Origin of the sequence: Cohnella nanjingensis (assembly GCF_014212125.1) — a bacterium.
Taxonomy (GTDB): domain Bacteria; phylum Bacillota; class Bacilli; order Paenibacillales; family Paenibacillaceae; genus Cohnella; species Cohnella nanjingensis.
Genome location: NZ_JACJVP010000018.1, coordinates 1 through 14,969, shown reverse-complemented (window position 1 = coordinate 14,969; position 14,969 = coordinate 1). Strand labels below are relative to the sequence as shown.

Genomic DNA, 14,969 nt, shown 5'->3' with positions numbered 1-14,969 from the left:
CTTGGGATCGCGGGGTGGGTCTTTGCTCATGCGTTCATGGCGGGGACAGGCGGCCAATCAATGCGGTAGCGAATCCGGCAGCGACTTCTACGATCGGACGCCGGTCTAGAGGGCCGGACGGGCTGCATCCGATCGGCTCTCGCGCAGCGGCGGGCTGCGGCGGTCGCTTGGCCGCTGGTGCGGAGGTTCCCGGCGTATTATAATGCCTGTATGCGCAACGGATATTAGGCATGAGAAGGAGCCAACCCCTTGAATCCTATTCAGAAGATCATCATCGACGCCGACACCGGCATCGACGACGCACTCGCCATCTTGTACGCCTTGAAGTCGCCGCGGCTGCGCGTCGAGGGCATCACGACCGTTTTCGGCAACATCGACGTCGCCCAAGCGACGGACAACACGCTTCGCATCATTCAACTGGCGGGCGCGCCGTATGAAGTTCCCGTCGCCCCGGGCGCGGACAAGCCGCTCAAGCGGAAGCTCGAGGGCTTCTCGACCAACGTGCACGGAGCGAACGGCATCGGCGACGCCGTGCTCCCGCCCGCGACCCAGCAGCCGCTGGCGGAGAAGGCCGACGACTTCATCGTCCGCAAAGCGGGCGAACTCGGCGGCGAGCTGGTCCTGGTCACGCTGGGCCGCTTGACGAACGTCGCCCACGCTTTGGCAAAGGACCCGGCCCTCGCCGGCAAGATCAAGCACGTCTACGTCATGGGCGGCACCGTTCATGCGCCGGGCAACGTGACGCCGGTCGCCGAAGCGAACATCTGGGGCGATCCGGAAGCGGCGGACCTCGTCTTCGCTTCGGGCCTGCCAATCACGATGGTCGGCCTCGACGTCACGATGAAGACGAACATCAACCGCCAGCACCTCGATTTCCTGCAGCGGACGTGCCGCGAGGAGAACCGCGCGATCGTCGACTTCATCTGCGCGTCGCTCCCGTTCTACTTCGAGTTCTACCGGGGCTCGAACTACTTCATCGATTCGGCGCCGATGCACGATCCGCTGACCGTTCTCGTCGCGGAAGAGCCGGGGATCGTCGTCAACCAGACGATGCACGTCAAGGTCGAGTGCGAGAGCGCGCTGTGCGCGGGCATGACGGTGGCGGACTTGCGGCGCAATCCGATCGTAGGCGCGCCGATCCAAGTCAGCGTAGACGTCGACGCGGAGCGCGCCGTCGGCAAGATGCTGGCCGCGTTCATCTAAGGGCAGTTGCACCTTTTTCAAGCGTAGCAAGCAAAGACAAGGCCCGCTGCTCCGACGGTTCGTCGGACAGCGGGCCTTGTCGCCGTTGGCGCGGCTTGATGCCTGTCGTCGCGGTGGGGGCCGTTAGCAACTCGGCTTAAGGCCGGGTTGCTGAGTTCTCTATGGCCGGTAAGCTACTAGCCTTTGGCGGGTTGGCCGCTGGCCAAACGCTGGTTCGCTGCTAGCCTAAGGCCTTTTTAGTGATCGCCTATGGCCGGTAGCCTTTGGCAGGTTGGCCGCTGGCCTATCGCCGGTTCGCCGCTAGCTCAAGACTGAATGGCCGTGCGCCCATGAGCCTGTGGTCGGCAGGGCACGATCGGTGGCCGACTAAGGCCGGTTCCGATCGGCGTAGGCCGCCATCGCGTCGCGCATGAAGACGGCCAGTCCTTCCCCGAATTGGTCGATGTTCTTCGTGAAGCGCGGATCGTCGACGTACATTTGTCCCAGTCCTTTGAACGCGTCCAGCGAATAGGTGCCCATCTCGTTCAGCAGGTCGTACCACGCCTTGATCGCGGCTTGCGCCTCTTCGGATTCGGGCGAAACGTGACGCAGCTCGGCCAGCTTGGCGTAGACCGCGTTCATTTTCCCGCCCATCTCGTTCTGCCACTCCTTGTTCGCGGCTTTGGCGTTCGCCTTGTCGACGGCCTCGTCGCCCCAGCGCTCCCGCGCCTCTTGCTCGTAGGGATTGCCTCCGCTGAAGTCGAACCCTTTGAATTTCTCCGAATTCGTCATCCGAACCTCTCCTTTAGCGTGCTTGATCGTTTTCTCGACGGTCGCGATCATCTCGTCCAGCCGGTCGCGCTTCTCCAGCAGCATCTTGCGGTGCAGCTCCAGCGCGGCCTGCCGATCGAAGGTCGGACTGCCGACGATTTCTTTGATTCTCTTGAGGGGGAAGCCCAGCTCCCGGAAGAACAGGATCTGCTGTAGCATCTCGAGATCCCGGTCGTCATACAGGCGGTATCCGGATTCCGTCGTATTCGCCGGGTTCAACAGCCCGATCTCGTCGTAGTGATGCAGCGTGCGCACGCTGATGCCGACCAGGTCGGCGACTTCTTTGACTTTCACCGCGGTGACAGCCTCCCTTCAACGTTCACTATAGAGTATCACGTAACGTGAGAGTCAACACCCATTTTGCCTATTGAGCGGCGAAGAAGGTTAAGACGCAGAGCCTCCATTTAATGTAAAATAGAAACCAATCGAGCAAAAGGAGGCGTCCCTCCCATGAGATCCATCCTGTTCGGCATAGCCGCTTCCGTAGGCTGTATCCTCACGTGCCTCGTCTTTCTCTATTGGAATCCGTATTCCTCCGATCCGCCCGAACCGGGGACGGTTCGCGCCTTGACTTACATGCTGATCCTCCCCGCCTGCTTAGGTCTCGTCGCCTCCGCGCTGCGGTCGCGGCTGCTCATGTATGCGGCGTTCGCCTGGTCGCTTCCCTGCGGACTCTATCTAGGCGTCGCCGCCATTCCTAGCTACTTCAACGTCTTCCTCGTTCTCCTCGCGCTGTACCTCGTGGCGGCCGCCGGCTTCAAGCCTCTGCCCCGCTTCCGCCGGTCCGGCCGCATGCGCTGACTGGCAGGCGAAGGAATAGGCGCTCGCGTCCAAACGTAATAGCAGCTGCTCGCATGGACGAGCCGATCGTCGGCGCCAGACGTCACTTCCCGTCACAGGACGCTCTTTCGCCGAATGTGCGAATGTAAGCTACCTACATGATGCTCCCACGTACTGTTTCACCGAATGTGCGTATGTAGACTACCTACATTACGCCCCGACGCGCTGTTTCGCCAAATGTGCGTATGTAGACTACCTACATTACGCCCCGACGCTCCGTTTCGCCGAATGTGCGTATGTAGACTACCTACATTACGCCCCGACGCGCTGTTTCGCCAAATGTGCGTATGTAGACTACCTACATGATGCTCCGACGTACTGTTTCGCCGAATGTGCGTATGTAGACTACCTACATGGGTTCCGACGCGCACAGCAGACGGCAAACAGCATACAACAAACCCAAGCGCCACGGGTATATTGCCCCTGGCGCTTGTTGGCGTGCCTATGAAGTCTAGAAGCCGGACAATCGGACCATAATGAGAGATAGATAGATTGGGAGGGATGCATATGCTCGACGCCGAACAACAGAAGCGCGAGAACCAGCGATCGTTCGAGGAGGTGAAGCGGCAGTACTTCATGGATCTGCGCACCCGCTTCGGCATGACCGACCTGCAGCTCATTCAGTCGGAATGCCTCGTCAACTGGGCGTATGAAGTCGGGTTCAACAACGGTGGGACGTATGCGCGCCAGACCGAGTTCAACGCCAGGATGCAGCCCGCCTCCAGGCAGCCGTCCGATGCCGCAACCACTTGAGCGGCGCCGGACGACAACGCGGCGTTCGTAGGCGTTCGTTGCAGTTGCGGGCGCGCCAGGCGCGCCAGGCACGGCGAGCACGGCGTCTTAGAGCCGGCCCGACTCTTCCTTGGCCATGTTGCGGATATAGAAGTAGCCGAGGACGGAGCAGAGCAGGAAGGTGAAGACGGCCATCGCCGCGGCTTGCTCGTGTTCGCGGAATACCCCGAATACCTGTTCCATGGACACGCCCAGCATCTGGGGCGCGTTCGGTCCGAGCAGGAACGGCGCCGTGAAGGAGCCGATGACGCCCATGAACACGAACGTCAAAGCCACGAGGAACGTCTTATAGGACAAAGGGAAGATAAATTGCAGGAAGATGCGCAGCCGCCCCGCTCCGACGTCCTTCGCGCTCTCGATGATCGAGGCCGGGATGCCCGCGAGCGCGGAGGTCAGCAGCATGGTGGCGAACGGAATGTTGAACCAGAGATTGGCGATGATGATTCCCTTCTGATCGAAGATGATCCGCGGCAGGTCGATGCCGAGCGGTAGCAGCAGGCGGGCGAGCCAGCCGTGGTTGCCGAGCAGGTTCATCAGGCCGTACGTCGCGATGACGCCCGGGATGAAGAGCGGAATCATGTACGTCTTGCGAATCCACTCGGACAGCCGGCCCGAGCTGAAGCGCATGTACAGCGCGAGCGAGTAGCTGACCGCGAGTACCAGCGCGCACGAGATGACGGTGACGCGCAGCGTGAACAGGATGTTCGCGCGCATCCCTTTGTCCGTGAAGAGGAAGGCGTAGCGGCTCAGATCGTAGCCGCCGGACTCGTTCACGAGACTCGACACGATCGATCGCCCGATCGGGATGACGACGATCACGAGCAGCAGGAGAAAAGAAGGGCTGACCAGGATCAGCCCCCATACCGCTTGTCTCAGGTTCTTCTTCATTGGGCCGCTACGTCGCTTTGCCAGCGCTTGTTGATCTCCGTCCCGAGGTCGCCGATATTGAAGGTGCGGAAGCCTTCGGCGACGCCTTTGAACTTATCCTGCATCTGCTGAGGCATATGAGTCAGCTCGATGCCCGGGAAGCCATTCATCTTGTCGACGATAACCGACTGCGCTTCGGGAGAGAGGACGAAGTCCAGGAATTGATAGACGGCCTCTTTCTTGTCCGATTGCTTGTTCACCATCAGGTAGGTCGGTCCGCCGTTGAAGCCCGGCGTGATCTGCTGCAGCTTCACCGTCTTGGGCAGCAGGCCTTCGTTCAACTGCTGGAGCACCATGTCGGACCAGGCCGGGATGAGATCGACCTCGCCGTTCGCGAGCAGGTCGAGCGTGCCCTGGTTTTTCTTCGGATAGATACCCTTGCCGTAGACGTACTTGCCCAGATCCTTCAGCACGGCGAAGCCGCCGTCCCACTGCTTCATGATCGACGGATCGCTGTCATGGATCGCCGATTCCGGCAAGTCCTTGTAGAGGACCGTCGTGACGAACGAGCTGCCGGAGCCGCCGGTGGACGGGTCGTTGTAGGCGAATTTCTCCGGATGGCTATGAATCCAATCGATGAGCTCATCCATCGTCTTCGGTGGTTCGCTCACCCGGGCGCTGTCGTAGGCGAGGACGACGGCGGAGGAGCGGTAGGGGACGGCCAGATTGTTCACGTCGCCCATCGTCGCTGCCGCGACGTTGGCCAGGTTCGGAATCGCGCTCGCGTCGAGCTTGTCCCAGACGTCGTCCTTGCCGCCTTGGGTGACGACGTTGATGCCGTCCTCGTAGAGGTCGATGCCGCCCGCGCCTTTGCCGGCCTGCTTCGCCGCGACGATCCGGTCGTAGGTCGGCTGGGCGCCCGTGCCCGGCGGGACGTAGACTTCTTTGACCTTGACGGTGGGATGCGCCTTCTCGAACATCGGGATGAGGGTATCCCACAGATCCTTCACGTTCTGCGAGCCCGTGAAGTAGAATTGGAATTCGACCGGATCGCCGGAAGACGCGCTCGCGGAAGGCGAGGCGGACGAACCGGAGGGCGATGCCGTCCCCGTTGCCGCGTTCTTCGACCCGTCATCCTTGCCGCCGCAGCCTGCAAGCACCGCCAGAGACAGCGTCACCGCGGACAATACCGTCAAGCTTTTGTTCATGCGTACCATGCTCTCATCATCTCCTCATTGATCTTGAGTGGGATAAGCCAATATGCCGGCAAAAGATACGTCGACGCGCTGACCCGTCTGCAGCGTCTTGATGACTTCCTTGGGCTGGAACGTCCGTATGACGCCGTGCTCCCCCAAGTCGAGCGATACATCTGCGTAATGCCCCAGGACCATGACCTGCTTGATGGTCCCGGTCAACCCCTCCCCATCCTCGGTCAAAGGCCTGATGCCGACGTCTTCGGGCCTGACGGCGACCTTCACGCGTCCTTCGAGGCGCTGATCGTTCGGCCAATCGAGCCGGCCTACGCGGATCCGATCCTCCTCCACCACCCCCTCCAAGAAGTTCATCTTGCCGATAAACTGCGCGACGTAGAGCGATTCCGGCCGATCGTAGATCTGGCTGGGCGCGGCGATCTGTTCGATATGGCCGTGATTCATGACCACGATGCGGTCGGACAGCGACAGCGCCTCCTCCTGATCGTGGGTCACGAACACCATCGTCAGTCCCGTCTGGGCTTGAATCTCCCGGAGCTCCTCCCGCATCTCGTGCCGCAGCTTGGCGTCGAGCGCGGAGAACGGCTCGTCGAGCAGCAGCACCGCGGGCTTCAGGAGCAGCGAGCGGGCCAGCGCCACGCGCTGCTGCTGGCCGCCGGACAGCTGGCTCGGGTACTTCTTCTCCGCGCCGGGCAGCCGCACGAGCCGGAGCGCGTCCGTGATGGCTGCCCGGATGTCCGCCTTGGGCATCTTGCGGATCTTCAGCCCGAAGGCGAGGTTGTCGTAGACGGACATATGCGGCCACAGGTTGTAGCTCTGGAACACCATCGACGTCGGCCGCTGCTCGGGCGGGAGTTTGGTGACGTCGCGGCCCTCGATCAGAATGTCGCCCGAATCCGGCTCGAGGAAGCCCCCGATGCTCCGGAGGACCGTCGTTTTGCCGCAGCCCGAGGGGCCGAGCAGCGTGACGAGCTCTCCTTTGGCGACCTCGAGATGGATGCCGGTGACCCCTTCGCCCGTCTTGTATCGCTTGGTCATGTTGCGAACCGCTAGCTGCGCGCTCATGTGAACGCCTCCTTCTCCGGAACTGGTGTCCCTATTTCACTTGGAATCCGCTGGCCATGACGTCCGCGCTCACGAGCCGCTGGGCCGCGAGGAGCAGGATGATCGTCGGGGCCGTGAGGATGATCGAGAAGACGGCGCCCGCGCTGCTCGGGAAGTCGGAGATGATCGAGTACATGACGATCGGCATCGTCTTGAAGTCCGGAATGCCGACGAGGAACGTGCCTTGCGCTTCGTCGAGCGAGTTCAGGAAGGTGAAGACGGAGGCGACCAGGATGCCCGGCATCGCCATCGGCAGCGTGATGCTGCGGAAGACGCGGAAGGGCGTCGCGCCCACGTCTCTCGCGGATTCCTCCTGCGCGGCATGGACGTTGCGGAACGCCGCCGTCGGGATCCAGGTCATGAACATGAGGACGTTGATCATATGGATGAGGACGACGCCGAGCAGCGTGTTCATTAGATTCAACTGGTAGAACAACACCGCGATCGAGACGTACAGCCCCATCTTCGGGAAGGCGTGCGTCAGCAGGAACGAGAACAGGAAGAACCGCTTGAACGGGAATCTCAGCCGGGCAAACGCGTATGCGGCCGGGATGCACAGCACGATGGACAGCGCGGTCACCATGGCGGCTATCAGGAACGACAGGCCGATCGAGTGCGCGACATCGTCCTTCCGCAGGACGAAGTTCCACCATTTGAAGGACCATTGGTCGGGCAGCATATGCGGGTAAGCCCACTGTCCGCTGAAGGCGAGCACGAGCAGATTCAACAGGGGACCCGCGAAAAAGACGGCGAAAACGGTCAGCAGCAAAAACTCGATGATCCGACGCGGACCTACGGCACCGAAGTACCAACGCACGATACAGCATCTCCTCTCCAGTCAGGTGGACTCTCGTACGATCAATTCGCTTGCGTATTCGATCAGCTTGGGCAGGTCTTCCTCCTGGCGGATGAGGCGGTCCAGCATGTCCACGGCGTCCCGGCCCATGCTGTCCGTATCCACCCGGACCGTCGTCAAGGACGGCGTATGCATCCCGGCGTAGGCGACGTTGTCGAAGCCCATCACGGCTACCTGTCCCGGCACGGCCACCGCCCGCGCCTGCAGCACCTTCATCGCGCCGAGCGCGAGCATGTCGTTCGTCGTGAACAGGGCCGTGTAGCCCCCGCGCGCGAACGCCTCCCAATGGGCCGACATCAACCGCGAGCCGTATTCGAAATCCGACTCCGACGAATACACGACCTCTGCCGCCTCGATCTGTCCGAACCTGTCCAAGCCTCTGCGAAAGCCCGTCAAGCGGAGATTGTGGCTGCGGTGCTCCTGCGGGCCTGCAATCACGAAAAACTTGCGGTGCCCGCGTCCGTGCAAGTAAGCCGCCGCCCGCTCGCCGCCCTCCTCGTCGTTGCTGACAAGGTGGATGACGTCCGGGTCGTCCGTCGAGCCGTTGACCATCAAGTACGGCAGGTTGAACTTCTTCACGTAGTCGATGACGTTCTTCCGCAGCCGGCTGATCAGGATCAGCCCGTCGACCCGCCGCTCCAGCATGTAGTCCGTCGAGCGCAGCGACATCTCCTGGTCCGTCTTCAGGAAGACGGAGTAGCCCCGGGCTTCGGCGGCCATCAGGATCGCGTCGATGAGCTTGCCATACAGCGGATGGGAGACGATCGGCTGCCGGTCGCGGAAGACGATGACGCCGATATCGTGGGTCCGCTTCGCGACCATAGCTCTCGCAACGGCGTTCGGCTTGTACTGCAGGCGCTCCACGACGCTCAGCACGCGCTCCCGCACTTCGGCGCTCGCATAGCCCTTGCCCGAGATGACCCGGGAGGCGGTCGATTTGGAGACGCCCGCGAGCAGGGCGATCTCCTTGATGTTGTGGCTCATTCGCCGGCCTCCGGGCGCGCCCGGTCCGCGCGCAGGCGGACCAGCGCTTCCACGTTGCGGGTCGTGATCGACCGCACGCCCAGATCGACGCAGCGCCGCATGCCCTCCGTGTCGTTCACGGTCCAGACGTAGACGTCCAACCCCTTCTCGGCGGCCAGGGCGATCAGTTCCTCCCGGGCGAGCGGATACGGGACGTTCAGGCCGAAGCAGCCCGCCGACAGCGCCTGCTCGCAGGCTTCCGCCGCCGCATGCAGCCCCGCCTCCACGCCGATCGCGGACAGGAACGGCTGCACGTCGACATTCAGCAGCTTGCGAAGGTGCGGGACGATCCGCGCCGCGGCGAGCGCCCGGCCGTAACCGCAGCCGGACAGGAAGACGCGGTCCGTCATCTCCAGCCGGCCGATCAGCCGGGCGACCGGTTCGAGGCAGGCATCGTCCTTCAGGTCCAGATTCATCCGGCGGCCGGCGTCCCGCACCATCCCGAGGACCGGCTCTAGCGGGACGAGCGGCTCGGCGGCCCCGTCGTTCAGCTCCGCGAGCGTCAAACTCGAGACGCTCCCGTCCCTGCCGTCCGCCAGCGGAACGCGGTCGTCATGGCTCAGCACGAGCGCCCCGTCCCGGGTCGCGCGAATATCGTCCTCGACGATGTCCGCGCCGAGCGCGAGCGCGGTCCGCGCGGACAGGAGCGAATTGTCGAGCGTCCCCATGCAGCCCGTGTGCGCCGTGATCAGCGGAAAGTCGTTCATGGCGTCCGCGCTCCCTTCTCGCCCGTTTCGTAATAGATGGCATTCGTGAAGGCGATCAGCGCCCTTGCGCCCCGGACGACGCCCCACAGCTCCGCCCGGAGCCAGGTCGTCCCGCCGGCCGGGGTCTCCAGACGATAGCCGCCGTCGACCGCATCGACGGCCCGCTCCGCCAGGATGCCCCCGTCGCCCACGAGGCGCAGGCTGAACGTCTGCGGCGGCAGCGACCAGCGGCCCTCCCGCGCGGAGAACTGCAAGGACACGCCGACCTCGATCGGCTCGCCCGTCTCTTCCGCACTGCGGACTAAGACGTCTCCGATGCCGTACGTCCGCCCGCCCTGCGACGCCTCCAGCGTGAGGAGCGGGCCGATCGTCACCGAGACGCGGCCCCGGCGCAGCGCTCGTACCGCTTCGTCCTCGAACGGCGTTCGCTCGTCTTCCAGGCCGAGATAGGTCACGGACAGCGGCTCGTCGGTCTCCTCCTGCGCGTGCCAGTCGCGTCCGGAGGTGGCGGCGATGCGCGTTCCCGCGTTCAGCCGCTCCGTCCAGAGGGCGTAGGCCCGCAGATTGTCGGTCTTGATCGGCGCCCACGTGCCCGACCAGACTTCGATATAGTCCAGATCGCTCCAGTCCGCGATCTCGTATTCCCAGTAGCAGCCGGTGCACGCCGGACTGCCGATCCGATAAGGGTGCGCGAGTCCCGCGACGCCCCCGTGCCGATGCACCTCCGCCGCGCCCTCCGTGATGCGCTGCGGATGCGCCTCGCGCCAATCGACGAACGCGCGCGCGCCGATCGTGACCATGTGCCCGTAGAATGTCGTCCACTCCATGCCGGGGAGGATGCGGATCCCCGTCTCCCGCTCGACCTCCTCGCGCTGCGCCAAGCCGGACATCGTATTGTGGTCGGTGAGCGCGATGCATTCGAATCCGAGGGCGGCCGCGCCGGCCGCCAGCTCGGGCAGGCTCTGCCGTCCGTCGCTGTGCGCGGTGTGCGTATGAAGCTCGCAGGCGATCCATCTCATCGGTTCTCGCCCTCCTCTGCCGTCCAGACTTCCAGCCGATAGGAGCAGGATGCCGTCACGATGGCATGCAGGCTCAAGGTGACGCACCAGCGGCCCGGCTCGACCGGACCTCTCGTCAATCCCGGAGACGCCTCCTCTTCGGAGAGGAACAGCCGCTGTTCCGCGTCATGGCGATGACAGGCGCCCCGGTATCCGCGGCCGTCATCTACCGAGATCGTGATCAGATTCTTCAGCGGATAATACCGGTCGACATTCTCGAGCGCCCGCGCCTGCTGATCCGGCGCGACGTAGAGCGCGATGCTCCGCTCCATGAGCAGGCGCGATTCCTCCCTGTCCTCCAGCGTCTTCGGCGAATAGGCGAAGCGGATATGAAGGCCGTCGCTCGGTTCCCGGAGCTCGAACGGATAACGGCGATGCGTCCGGGCGTCGTCGGGCCCGGCTTCGCCCATAATCTCCATGCGCATGACGTGGCATGCCTCCTCCCGTGTGGGAACGGTCCCTTAGGCGAAAGTCACCTATGGGAACGATCCCATATCACAGTTCCATTGTATGGCCCGAATGTTAGAACGATGTCTTTGAAGTAATAAATGTGTGTAAAGTATTCTGGGGCTACCTCTCTCGCCTCGAGAAGGATAGGATAAGGTAGATAAGGGTTGCAGAAAGGAGAGCGCCGAAGATGCAGTCGTTCAAGCCGGAAATGGACATTCGCGAGGCCGAAGCCTTCCTGCGCGGCGCTTGGTCCGGACAGGTGTCCGACGTACAGCCGATCGATCAAGGGGAATTGTGCAGGGTGTACCGCTTCCTCGACGGGGCGAGCGGCTATGTCGTTCACTTCAGCGGCGACGGGGAACGCGCGGAGAAGGAGAAGTTCCTGTATGACGCGCTCAGCCCCGCGGGCGTCCCGATCCCGAAGATCGTGGACGCCGGCAGGGCCGGCGCGCTGTACTATTCCATTGCCGAGCAGGCGGCGGGGCAATCGATCGCGCGCTGTCCGGAAGCGGAGCAGCAGCGGGCGATGCCCGATCTCGTCGAACGGTTCGCGACAATGAACCTGATCCGGATCGCCGGGACGTGCGGCTACGGCTGGATCGGACCGACGGGCGACGGCTCGCACGCGAGCTGGGCGGACTTCCTCGCTTCCTTCTTCCAGGAGGAGCAGACCGGATTCTGGCGGGACTGGCACGCGCTCTTCGCGGACAGCTTCCTGGAGCGCGGCCTCTACGAGGAGCTCTACGGCGAGATGATGGATCTCGTCCGGCATTCGCCTGCGGAGCGCTATCTCGTGCACGGGGACTTCCATCTGGGGAACATGCTCGCCGACGGGCCGGCGGTGACGGGCATCGTGGACTGGGAGATGGCGATGTACGGCGACTTCGTCTTCGACCTGGCGACGCAGCAGCTCTGGCATCCGCAGCTGCGGTTCCCCGAGCGGGTGCGCGAAGCTTGGGCGCGAGAAGGGCGCGACATCCCGAAGCTCGGCGAACGGCTGCGGTGCGCCCTGCTCTTCAAGGGGCTCGACGGCCTCCGGTTCTACGCGAAGCAGAACCACAGAGAGGGTTACGAGCTGGTGAAACGCGGGCTGCTCGCCCGGGGAGGCTGACCGGCGTTCGGTCGGAACGCCGCGAGACCGGGAGCCGGAACTCCGAGACCGGCAGCGAGAAAGCCGCGAGACCGGACCTCCGGCCATCCGGCCGGCGATGCCCCGCAGACGCGTCGTCCGCCTAGCCGGTATGCCCTGGCGCCTGAACCGGTCGCGCCCCCGTGGCGAAGCTCGCCCGCGCCTGCAGCCAGAGATAGCCGCCGGCCGCCGCCGCGCACATCGCCAGGTCCAAGGCGATCAGCAGCTGGTAGCTGCCGAAGGCGTCGAAGGCGATGCCCCCGACCAGCGCGCCGACGATCCCGCCGGCCTGGTGGCACATCAAGAGATAGCCGTTCCGCTTGCCCTGCGCGGGGAGTTCAAGGACGATCTGGATGTCGAAGCGCTGGCCGGATTCACCCTCGCCTCAAAGGAAGGAAGCATCATGATGAGCAAGCTGGAAGGCTCCAACCGGCATGTTCGGACGAACCGGGCGAGCTTCGCTGCGTACCTGGAGCAGTGCTGCCTGCGGCGCGCCGAATCTTGATTCGCGGATAGGCTGGTGCACTTACCGAACAGCTACCCGCGCATATATTGACGAAGTGACATCGTAATCGATCTCACAATAAGCATCGGGTGGTGATTGCAGTGGGTTACAGTTGTTCTGGATATGGTGGTAGCGGCGCAGCATTCGCTCTGGTCCTGTTCGTCCTGCTTGTCATTATCCTTCGTGCTGGTTTCTATTGAGATTGCAAGGCTTCACCTGTCGACCGACACGCGAGAGATCGCGTGCCGGTTTTTTCATTTTCGGTTAGTAGTCCAGCTTCGCGCGGCCGCCGATGAACGTACCGTTCAGCCCGCCGTCGCAGATGTCGGCCATGGCGCCCGGACGGTCGAAGTTGAAGACGTGGATCGGCAGGTCGTAATCTCTCGCCAGGATAAACGCGGATTGGTCCATCACCCTCAGATCCCGGGCCAGGACGTCGTTATAGTGAAGCGTCTTGAACCTGCGGGCGTCCGGGTCCAGCTTCGGATCCGCGCTGTAGACGCCGTCGACGCCCTGCTTGGCGACCAGCAGCGCGTCGCAGCCGACTTCGATCGCCCGCTGAACCGAAGGGTAATCCGTCGTCACGTAGGGCTGCCCGTTGCCGCCGGCGAAGATCACGATATAGCCTTTCTCCAGATGATGAACCGCCCTTAGCCGGATGTACGGCTCCGCGACCGAGGCGACGGGCAGCGCCGTCATGACGCGCACTTCCTTGTCGGTCCTGGCCTTCAGGACGCCCCGCAGCATCAGGCTGTTGATCACGGTCGCGAGTGTCCCGATATTGTCCGCTTCCGCCCGCTCGATCCCCCAGCTTTCCGCCATGTTGCCCCGGAAGATATTGCCCCCGCCGATGACGACGGACACCTCCAGCCCCCGATTCGCCACGGACAGAATCTCGCTGGCGATATGCTCGAGCCGGCCGGGATCGAATCCCGAATCGCTCGCCCCCGCTACCGCGCCGCCGCTCAATTTGACCAAGACTCTCCTGTACTTCGTCATCCCTAGCACCTCCAGGCCAAATAAAAAGCGCTAAAGCATAAATGCTCTAGCGCCTCCATGAAAGGGGGGGACGGAAAGGAAAAGCCGATTCGCGAATTCGGACCGGTCTTGTCCTCATGTCTCCACCCCCATTCAGATCTCAACCTATTCTATACGCTATCGGCCGCAAAGGCAACGCGGCGTTCGCGCAGCCCCAGGCGAACACCTATCCATGGGCATCTGCATATGATGGCTTAGTTCGATTCTCGCATATTGGAGGTACTAGCGATGAGCTTGCCCAACGCGGCCGAACCGAGCCGCACGCTATACAAGGCGGACCCGAGCATGGCGCAGTCCCTGATGTCCCTGCGCGATCACTTGCACGCAGTCTGCGGCCACTGCGGCGACCGTCATGTGCGGGTGGAGACCCTGGACGGGGATGTCTTCGAGGGGACGTTGGCGCATGTTCACCGGGGCATCGTCTACCTGAGCGTTCAGATCGAGCAGCCCGCCCGCGGCTTCTTCCCGGGCCCGGGCTTCGGTCCCGGCTTCGGTCCGGGATTCGGACCCGGCTTCGGACCCGGCTTCGGACCCGGCTTTGGCCCCGGATTCGGTCACGGCTTCGGACCCGGCTTCGGACCGGGATTCGGCTTCGGACCGGGCAGGTTCGTGCTGCCTCTCGTTCTCTTCGACCTGCTCGCCATCACGCTGGTGTAATCCCGGCGAAGCGAGCGTCGCCTAATCCGAAAGGAGCTGATCGTCATGGCATTCATGCCGCCTCAAGGACCGCAGGGTGCGCTGCAAGCGCCGTCGTCCCCGCCGCCCCGAACCGTCCCGCAGAAGCCGCTGTCGACGACCTTCGCCGTCGATCCCGGCGCGATCCGCGGCTGCTTGTTCCGCAATACGTACGTTTGGCTGCGGAATGGCACCGGCTTCTGGTTCTACCCCGTATTCGTCGGGAGAACGTCGGTCGCGGGCTTCCGCTGGACCGGGTTCTTCTGGATGTACACGGGTATCGATCTGCAGCGGATCGAAGTGTTCACCTGCTTCTAAACGCGAGCAAATGGCTGCGGCGAAGACTCGCGAAGAGGCTGTCTCCTAAGGTCGTAAAATGACCTGCGAAACAGCCTCATCGCTGTACGTGGCTGTCGCGGGTTAAGCCCGCTCTGACCGCTGATGTAGGTAGTTTAATTCCTCACATTCGCTGCTCCAGCCCGCCATCCGCCAATGTAGGTACATTATTTCCTCACATTCGCCGCTCCAGCCCGCCATCCGCCAATGTAGGTAGTTTACATACGCACATTCGCCGTTTCCGCCCTCCGACCGCCAATGTAGGTAGTTTACATACGCACATTCGCCGCCCCAGCCAACCGACCGCCAATGTAGGTAGTTTACATACGCACATCTGTCGCTCCAGCCCCCCGACCGCCAATGCA

The 14,969-nt window shown here is 63.1% G+C and carries 19 protein-coding genes; 8 read left to right on the top strand and 11 right to left on the bottom strand.

All coding sequences use genetic code 11. The features are described 5' to 3' along the window. Positions 1-249 precede the first annotated feature (249 nt). Entirely contained in the window at positions 250-1,203 is a 954-nt protein-coding gene (locus tag H7C19_RS10830; RefSeq protein WP_185142670.1) for a nucleoside hydrolase, read from the top strand. A gap of 366 nt (positions 1,204-1,569) precedes the next feature. Here the strand turns inward: H7C19_RS10830 and H7C19_RS10825 are convergent, their stop codons facing one another. Next, entirely contained in the window at positions 1,570-2,307 is a 738-nt protein-coding gene (locus tag H7C19_RS10825) for a MerR family transcriptional regulator (RefSeq protein WP_185142669.1), read from the bottom strand. A gap of 156 nt (positions 2,308-2,463) precedes the next feature. Between H7C19_RS10825 and H7C19_RS10820 the strand changes: the two genes are divergently transcribed. After that, positions 2,464-2,814: a hypothetical protein gene (locus tag H7C19_RS10820; protein ID WP_185142668.1), complete on the top strand. Its 351-nt coding sequence runs from the start codon at positions 2,464-2,466 to the stop codon at positions 2,812-2,814. Between the two features lie 540 nt (positions 2,815-3,354). Beyond that, on the top strand, positions 3,355-3,606 hold the full coding sequence (locus H7C19_RS10815) for a hypothetical protein (RefSeq protein WP_221469177.1): 252 nt from the start codon (positions 3,355-3,357) through the stop codon (positions 3,604-3,606). Between the two features lie 87 nt (positions 3,607-3,693). Here the strand turns inward: H7C19_RS10815 and H7C19_RS10810 are convergent, their stop codons facing one another. From H7C19_RS10810 to H7C19_RS10775, 8 genes are read right to left on the bottom strand one after another with little or no spacing between them, the layout of a single operon-like run. Next, positions 3,694-4,533 (bottom strand): ABC transporter permease, encoded by an 840-nt coding sequence (locus H7C19_RS10810; RefSeq protein ID WP_185142666.1) that lies wholly within the window; start codon positions 4,531-4,533, stop codon positions 3,694-3,696. Next, positions 4,530-5,729 (bottom strand): extracellular solute-binding protein, encoded by a 1,200-nt coding sequence (locus tag H7C19_RS10805; protein ID WP_185142665.1) that lies wholly within the window; start codon positions 5,727-5,729, stop codon positions 4,530-4,532. The genes H7C19_RS10810 and H7C19_RS10805 overlap by 4 nt, the downstream gene beginning before the upstream one ends. A 15-nt stretch (positions 5,730-5,744) precedes the next feature. Then, positions 5,745-6,788: an ABC transporter ATP-binding protein gene (locus H7C19_RS10800; protein ID WP_185142664.1), complete on the bottom strand. Its 1,044-nt coding sequence runs from the start codon at positions 6,786-6,788 to the stop codon at positions 5,745-5,747. Between the two features lie 31 nt (positions 6,789-6,819). Continuing rightward, positions 6,820-7,644 carry an ABC transporter permease gene (locus tag H7C19_RS10795; RefSeq protein WP_185142663.1) on the bottom strand — a complete coding sequence of 275 codons (825 nt, stop codon included), beginning with the start codon at positions 7,642-7,644 and terminating at the stop codon, positions 6,820-6,822. 21 nt (positions 7,645-7,665) lie between these two features. Next, the gene (locus tag H7C19_RS10790; RefSeq protein WP_185142662.1) at positions 7,666-8,667 is read right to left on the bottom strand and encodes a LacI family DNA-binding transcriptional regulator; all 1,002 of its coding nucleotides are present in this window, start codon (positions 8,665-8,667) and stop codon (positions 7,666-7,668) included. Then, positions 8,664-9,413, bottom strand: a complete 750-nt coding sequence (locus H7C19_RS10785; RefSeq protein ID WP_185142661.1) for a glycerophosphodiester phosphodiesterase — start codon at positions 9,411-9,413, stop codon at positions 8,664-8,666. The genes H7C19_RS10790 and H7C19_RS10785 overlap by 4 nt, the downstream gene beginning before the upstream one ends. Further along, a complete protein-coding gene (locus H7C19_RS10780) occupies positions 9,410-10,432 on the bottom strand; it encodes a CehA/McbA family metallohydrolase (protein ID WP_185142660.1) in 1,023 nt (340 codons plus the stop codon). The genes H7C19_RS10785 and H7C19_RS10780 overlap by 4 nt, the downstream gene beginning before the upstream one ends. Further along, positions 10,429-10,896 (bottom strand): hypothetical protein, encoded by a 468-nt coding sequence (locus H7C19_RS10775; RefSeq protein WP_246469428.1) that lies wholly within the window; start codon positions 10,894-10,896, stop codon positions 10,429-10,431. Before H7C19_RS10775 ends, H7C19_RS10780 begins: the two co-directional genes overlap by 4 nt. Positions 10,897-11,108: 212 nt before the next feature. Here H7C19_RS10775 and H7C19_RS10770 point away from each other — a divergent pair, with 212 nt between their 5' ends. Further along, positions 11,109-12,032 (top strand): phosphotransferase family protein, encoded by a 924-nt coding sequence (locus H7C19_RS10770; protein ID WP_185142659.1) that lies wholly within the window; start codon positions 11,109-11,111, stop codon positions 12,030-12,032. Between the two features lie 121 nt (positions 12,033-12,153). On the opposite strand, the gene H7C19_RS10765 is transcribed toward H7C19_RS10770, so the two are convergent. Then, positions 12,154-12,351: a hypothetical protein gene (locus H7C19_RS10765; RefSeq protein WP_221469176.1), complete on the bottom strand. Its 198-nt coding sequence runs from the start codon at positions 12,349-12,351 to the stop codon at positions 12,154-12,156. Between H7C19_RS10765 and H7C19_RS10760 the strand changes: the two genes are divergently transcribed. Both H7C19_RS10760 and H7C19_RS34700 read left to right on the top strand, forming a co-directional pair. Next, positions 12,343-12,555 carry a TetR family transcriptional regulator C-terminal domain-containing protein gene (locus H7C19_RS10760; RefSeq protein WP_185142657.1) on the top strand — a complete coding sequence of 71 codons (213 nt, stop codon included), beginning with the start codon at positions 12,343-12,345 and terminating at the stop codon, positions 12,553-12,555. The two genes, H7C19_RS10765 and H7C19_RS10760, sit on opposite strands and share 9 nt — an antisense overlap. Positions 12,556-12,656: 101 nt before the next feature. Continuing rightward, positions 12,657-12,755, top strand: coding sequence for a sporulation protein YjcZ (locus H7C19_RS34700; protein WP_313731558.1), 99 nt, complete (start codon positions 12,657-12,659; stop codon positions 12,753-12,755). 64 nt (positions 12,756-12,819) lie between these two features. Here H7C19_RS34700 and pyrH read toward each other — a convergent pair whose 3' ends face one another. After that, positions 12,820-13,554 carry a UMP kinase gene (gene pyrH / locus H7C19_RS10755; RefSeq protein ID WP_185142656.1) on the bottom strand — a complete coding sequence of 245 codons (735 nt, stop codon included), beginning with the start codon at positions 13,552-13,554 and terminating at the stop codon, positions 12,820-12,822. A 267-nt stretch (positions 13,555-13,821) separates the two neighbouring features. Between pyrH and H7C19_RS10750 the strand changes: the two genes are divergently transcribed. Together H7C19_RS10750 and H7C19_RS10745 are read left to right on the top strand one after the other, a co-directional pair. Further along, positions 13,822-14,250, top strand: coding sequence for a hypothetical protein (locus H7C19_RS10750; RefSeq protein ID WP_185142655.1), 429 nt, complete (start codon positions 13,822-13,824; stop codon positions 14,248-14,250). A 45-nt stretch (positions 14,251-14,295) separates the two neighbouring features. Beyond that, positions 14,296-14,586, top strand: a complete 291-nt coding sequence (locus tag H7C19_RS10745; RefSeq protein WP_185142654.1) for a transporter — start codon at positions 14,296-14,298, stop codon at positions 14,584-14,586. The last annotated feature ends 383 nt before the right edge of the window (positions 14,587-14,969 follow it).

Excerpts from the sequence above, each read along its gene's own strand:
- H7C19_RS10820 (WP_185142668.1), top strand. The coding sequence starts at position 2,464 with ATGAGATCCATCCTGTTCGGCATAGCCGCTTCCGTAGGCTGTATCCTC.
- H7C19_RS10815 (WP_221469177.1), top strand. The coding sequence starts at position 3,355 with ATGCATATGCTCGACGCCGAACAACAGAAGCGCGAGAACCAGCGATCG.
- H7C19_RS10810 (WP_185142666.1), bottom strand. The coding sequence starts at position 4,533 with ATGAAGAAGAACCTGAGACAAGCGGTATGGGGGCTGATCCTGGTCAGC.
- H7C19_RS10805 (WP_185142665.1), bottom strand. The coding sequence starts at position 5,729 with ATGGTACGCATGAACAAAAGCTTGACGGTATTGTCCGCGGTGACGCTG.
- H7C19_RS10800 (WP_185142664.1), bottom strand. The coding sequence starts at position 6,788 with ATGAGCGCGCAGCTAGCGGTTCGCAACATGACCAAGCGATACAAGACG.
- H7C19_RS10790 (WP_185142662.1), bottom strand. The coding sequence starts at position 8,667 with ATGAGCCACAACATCAAGGAGATCGCCCTGCTCGCGGGCGTCTCCAAA.
- H7C19_RS10785 (WP_185142661.1), bottom strand. The coding sequence starts at position 9,413 with ATGAACGACTTTCCGCTGATCACGGCGCACACGGGCTGCATGGGGACG.
- H7C19_RS10780 (WP_185142660.1), bottom strand. The coding sequence starts at position 10,432 with ATGAGATGGATCGCCTGCGAGCTTCATACGCACACCGCGCACAGCGAC.
- H7C19_RS10775 (WP_246469428.1), bottom strand. The coding sequence starts at position 10,896 with ATGCGCATGGAGATTATGGGCGAAGCCGGGCCCGACGACGCCCGGACG.
- H7C19_RS10770 (WP_185142659.1), top strand. The coding sequence starts at position 11,109 with ATGCAGTCGTTCAAGCCGGAAATGGACATTCGCGAGGCCGAAGCCTTC.
- H7C19_RS10765 (WP_221469176.1), bottom strand. The coding sequence starts at position 12,351 with ATGTGCCACCAGGCCGGCGGGATCGTCGGCGCGCTGGTCGGGGGCATC.
- pyrH (WP_185142656.1), bottom strand. The coding sequence starts at position 13,554 with ATGACGAAGTACAGGAGAGTCTTGGTCAAATTGAGCGGCGGCGCGGTA.
- H7C19_RS10750 (WP_185142655.1), top strand. The coding sequence starts at position 13,822 with ATGAGCTTGCCCAACGCGGCCGAACCGAGCCGCACGCTATACAAGGCG.
- H7C19_RS10745 (WP_185142654.1), top strand. The coding sequence starts at position 14,296 with ATGGCATTCATGCCGCCTCAAGGACCGCAGGGTGCGCTGCAAGCGCCG.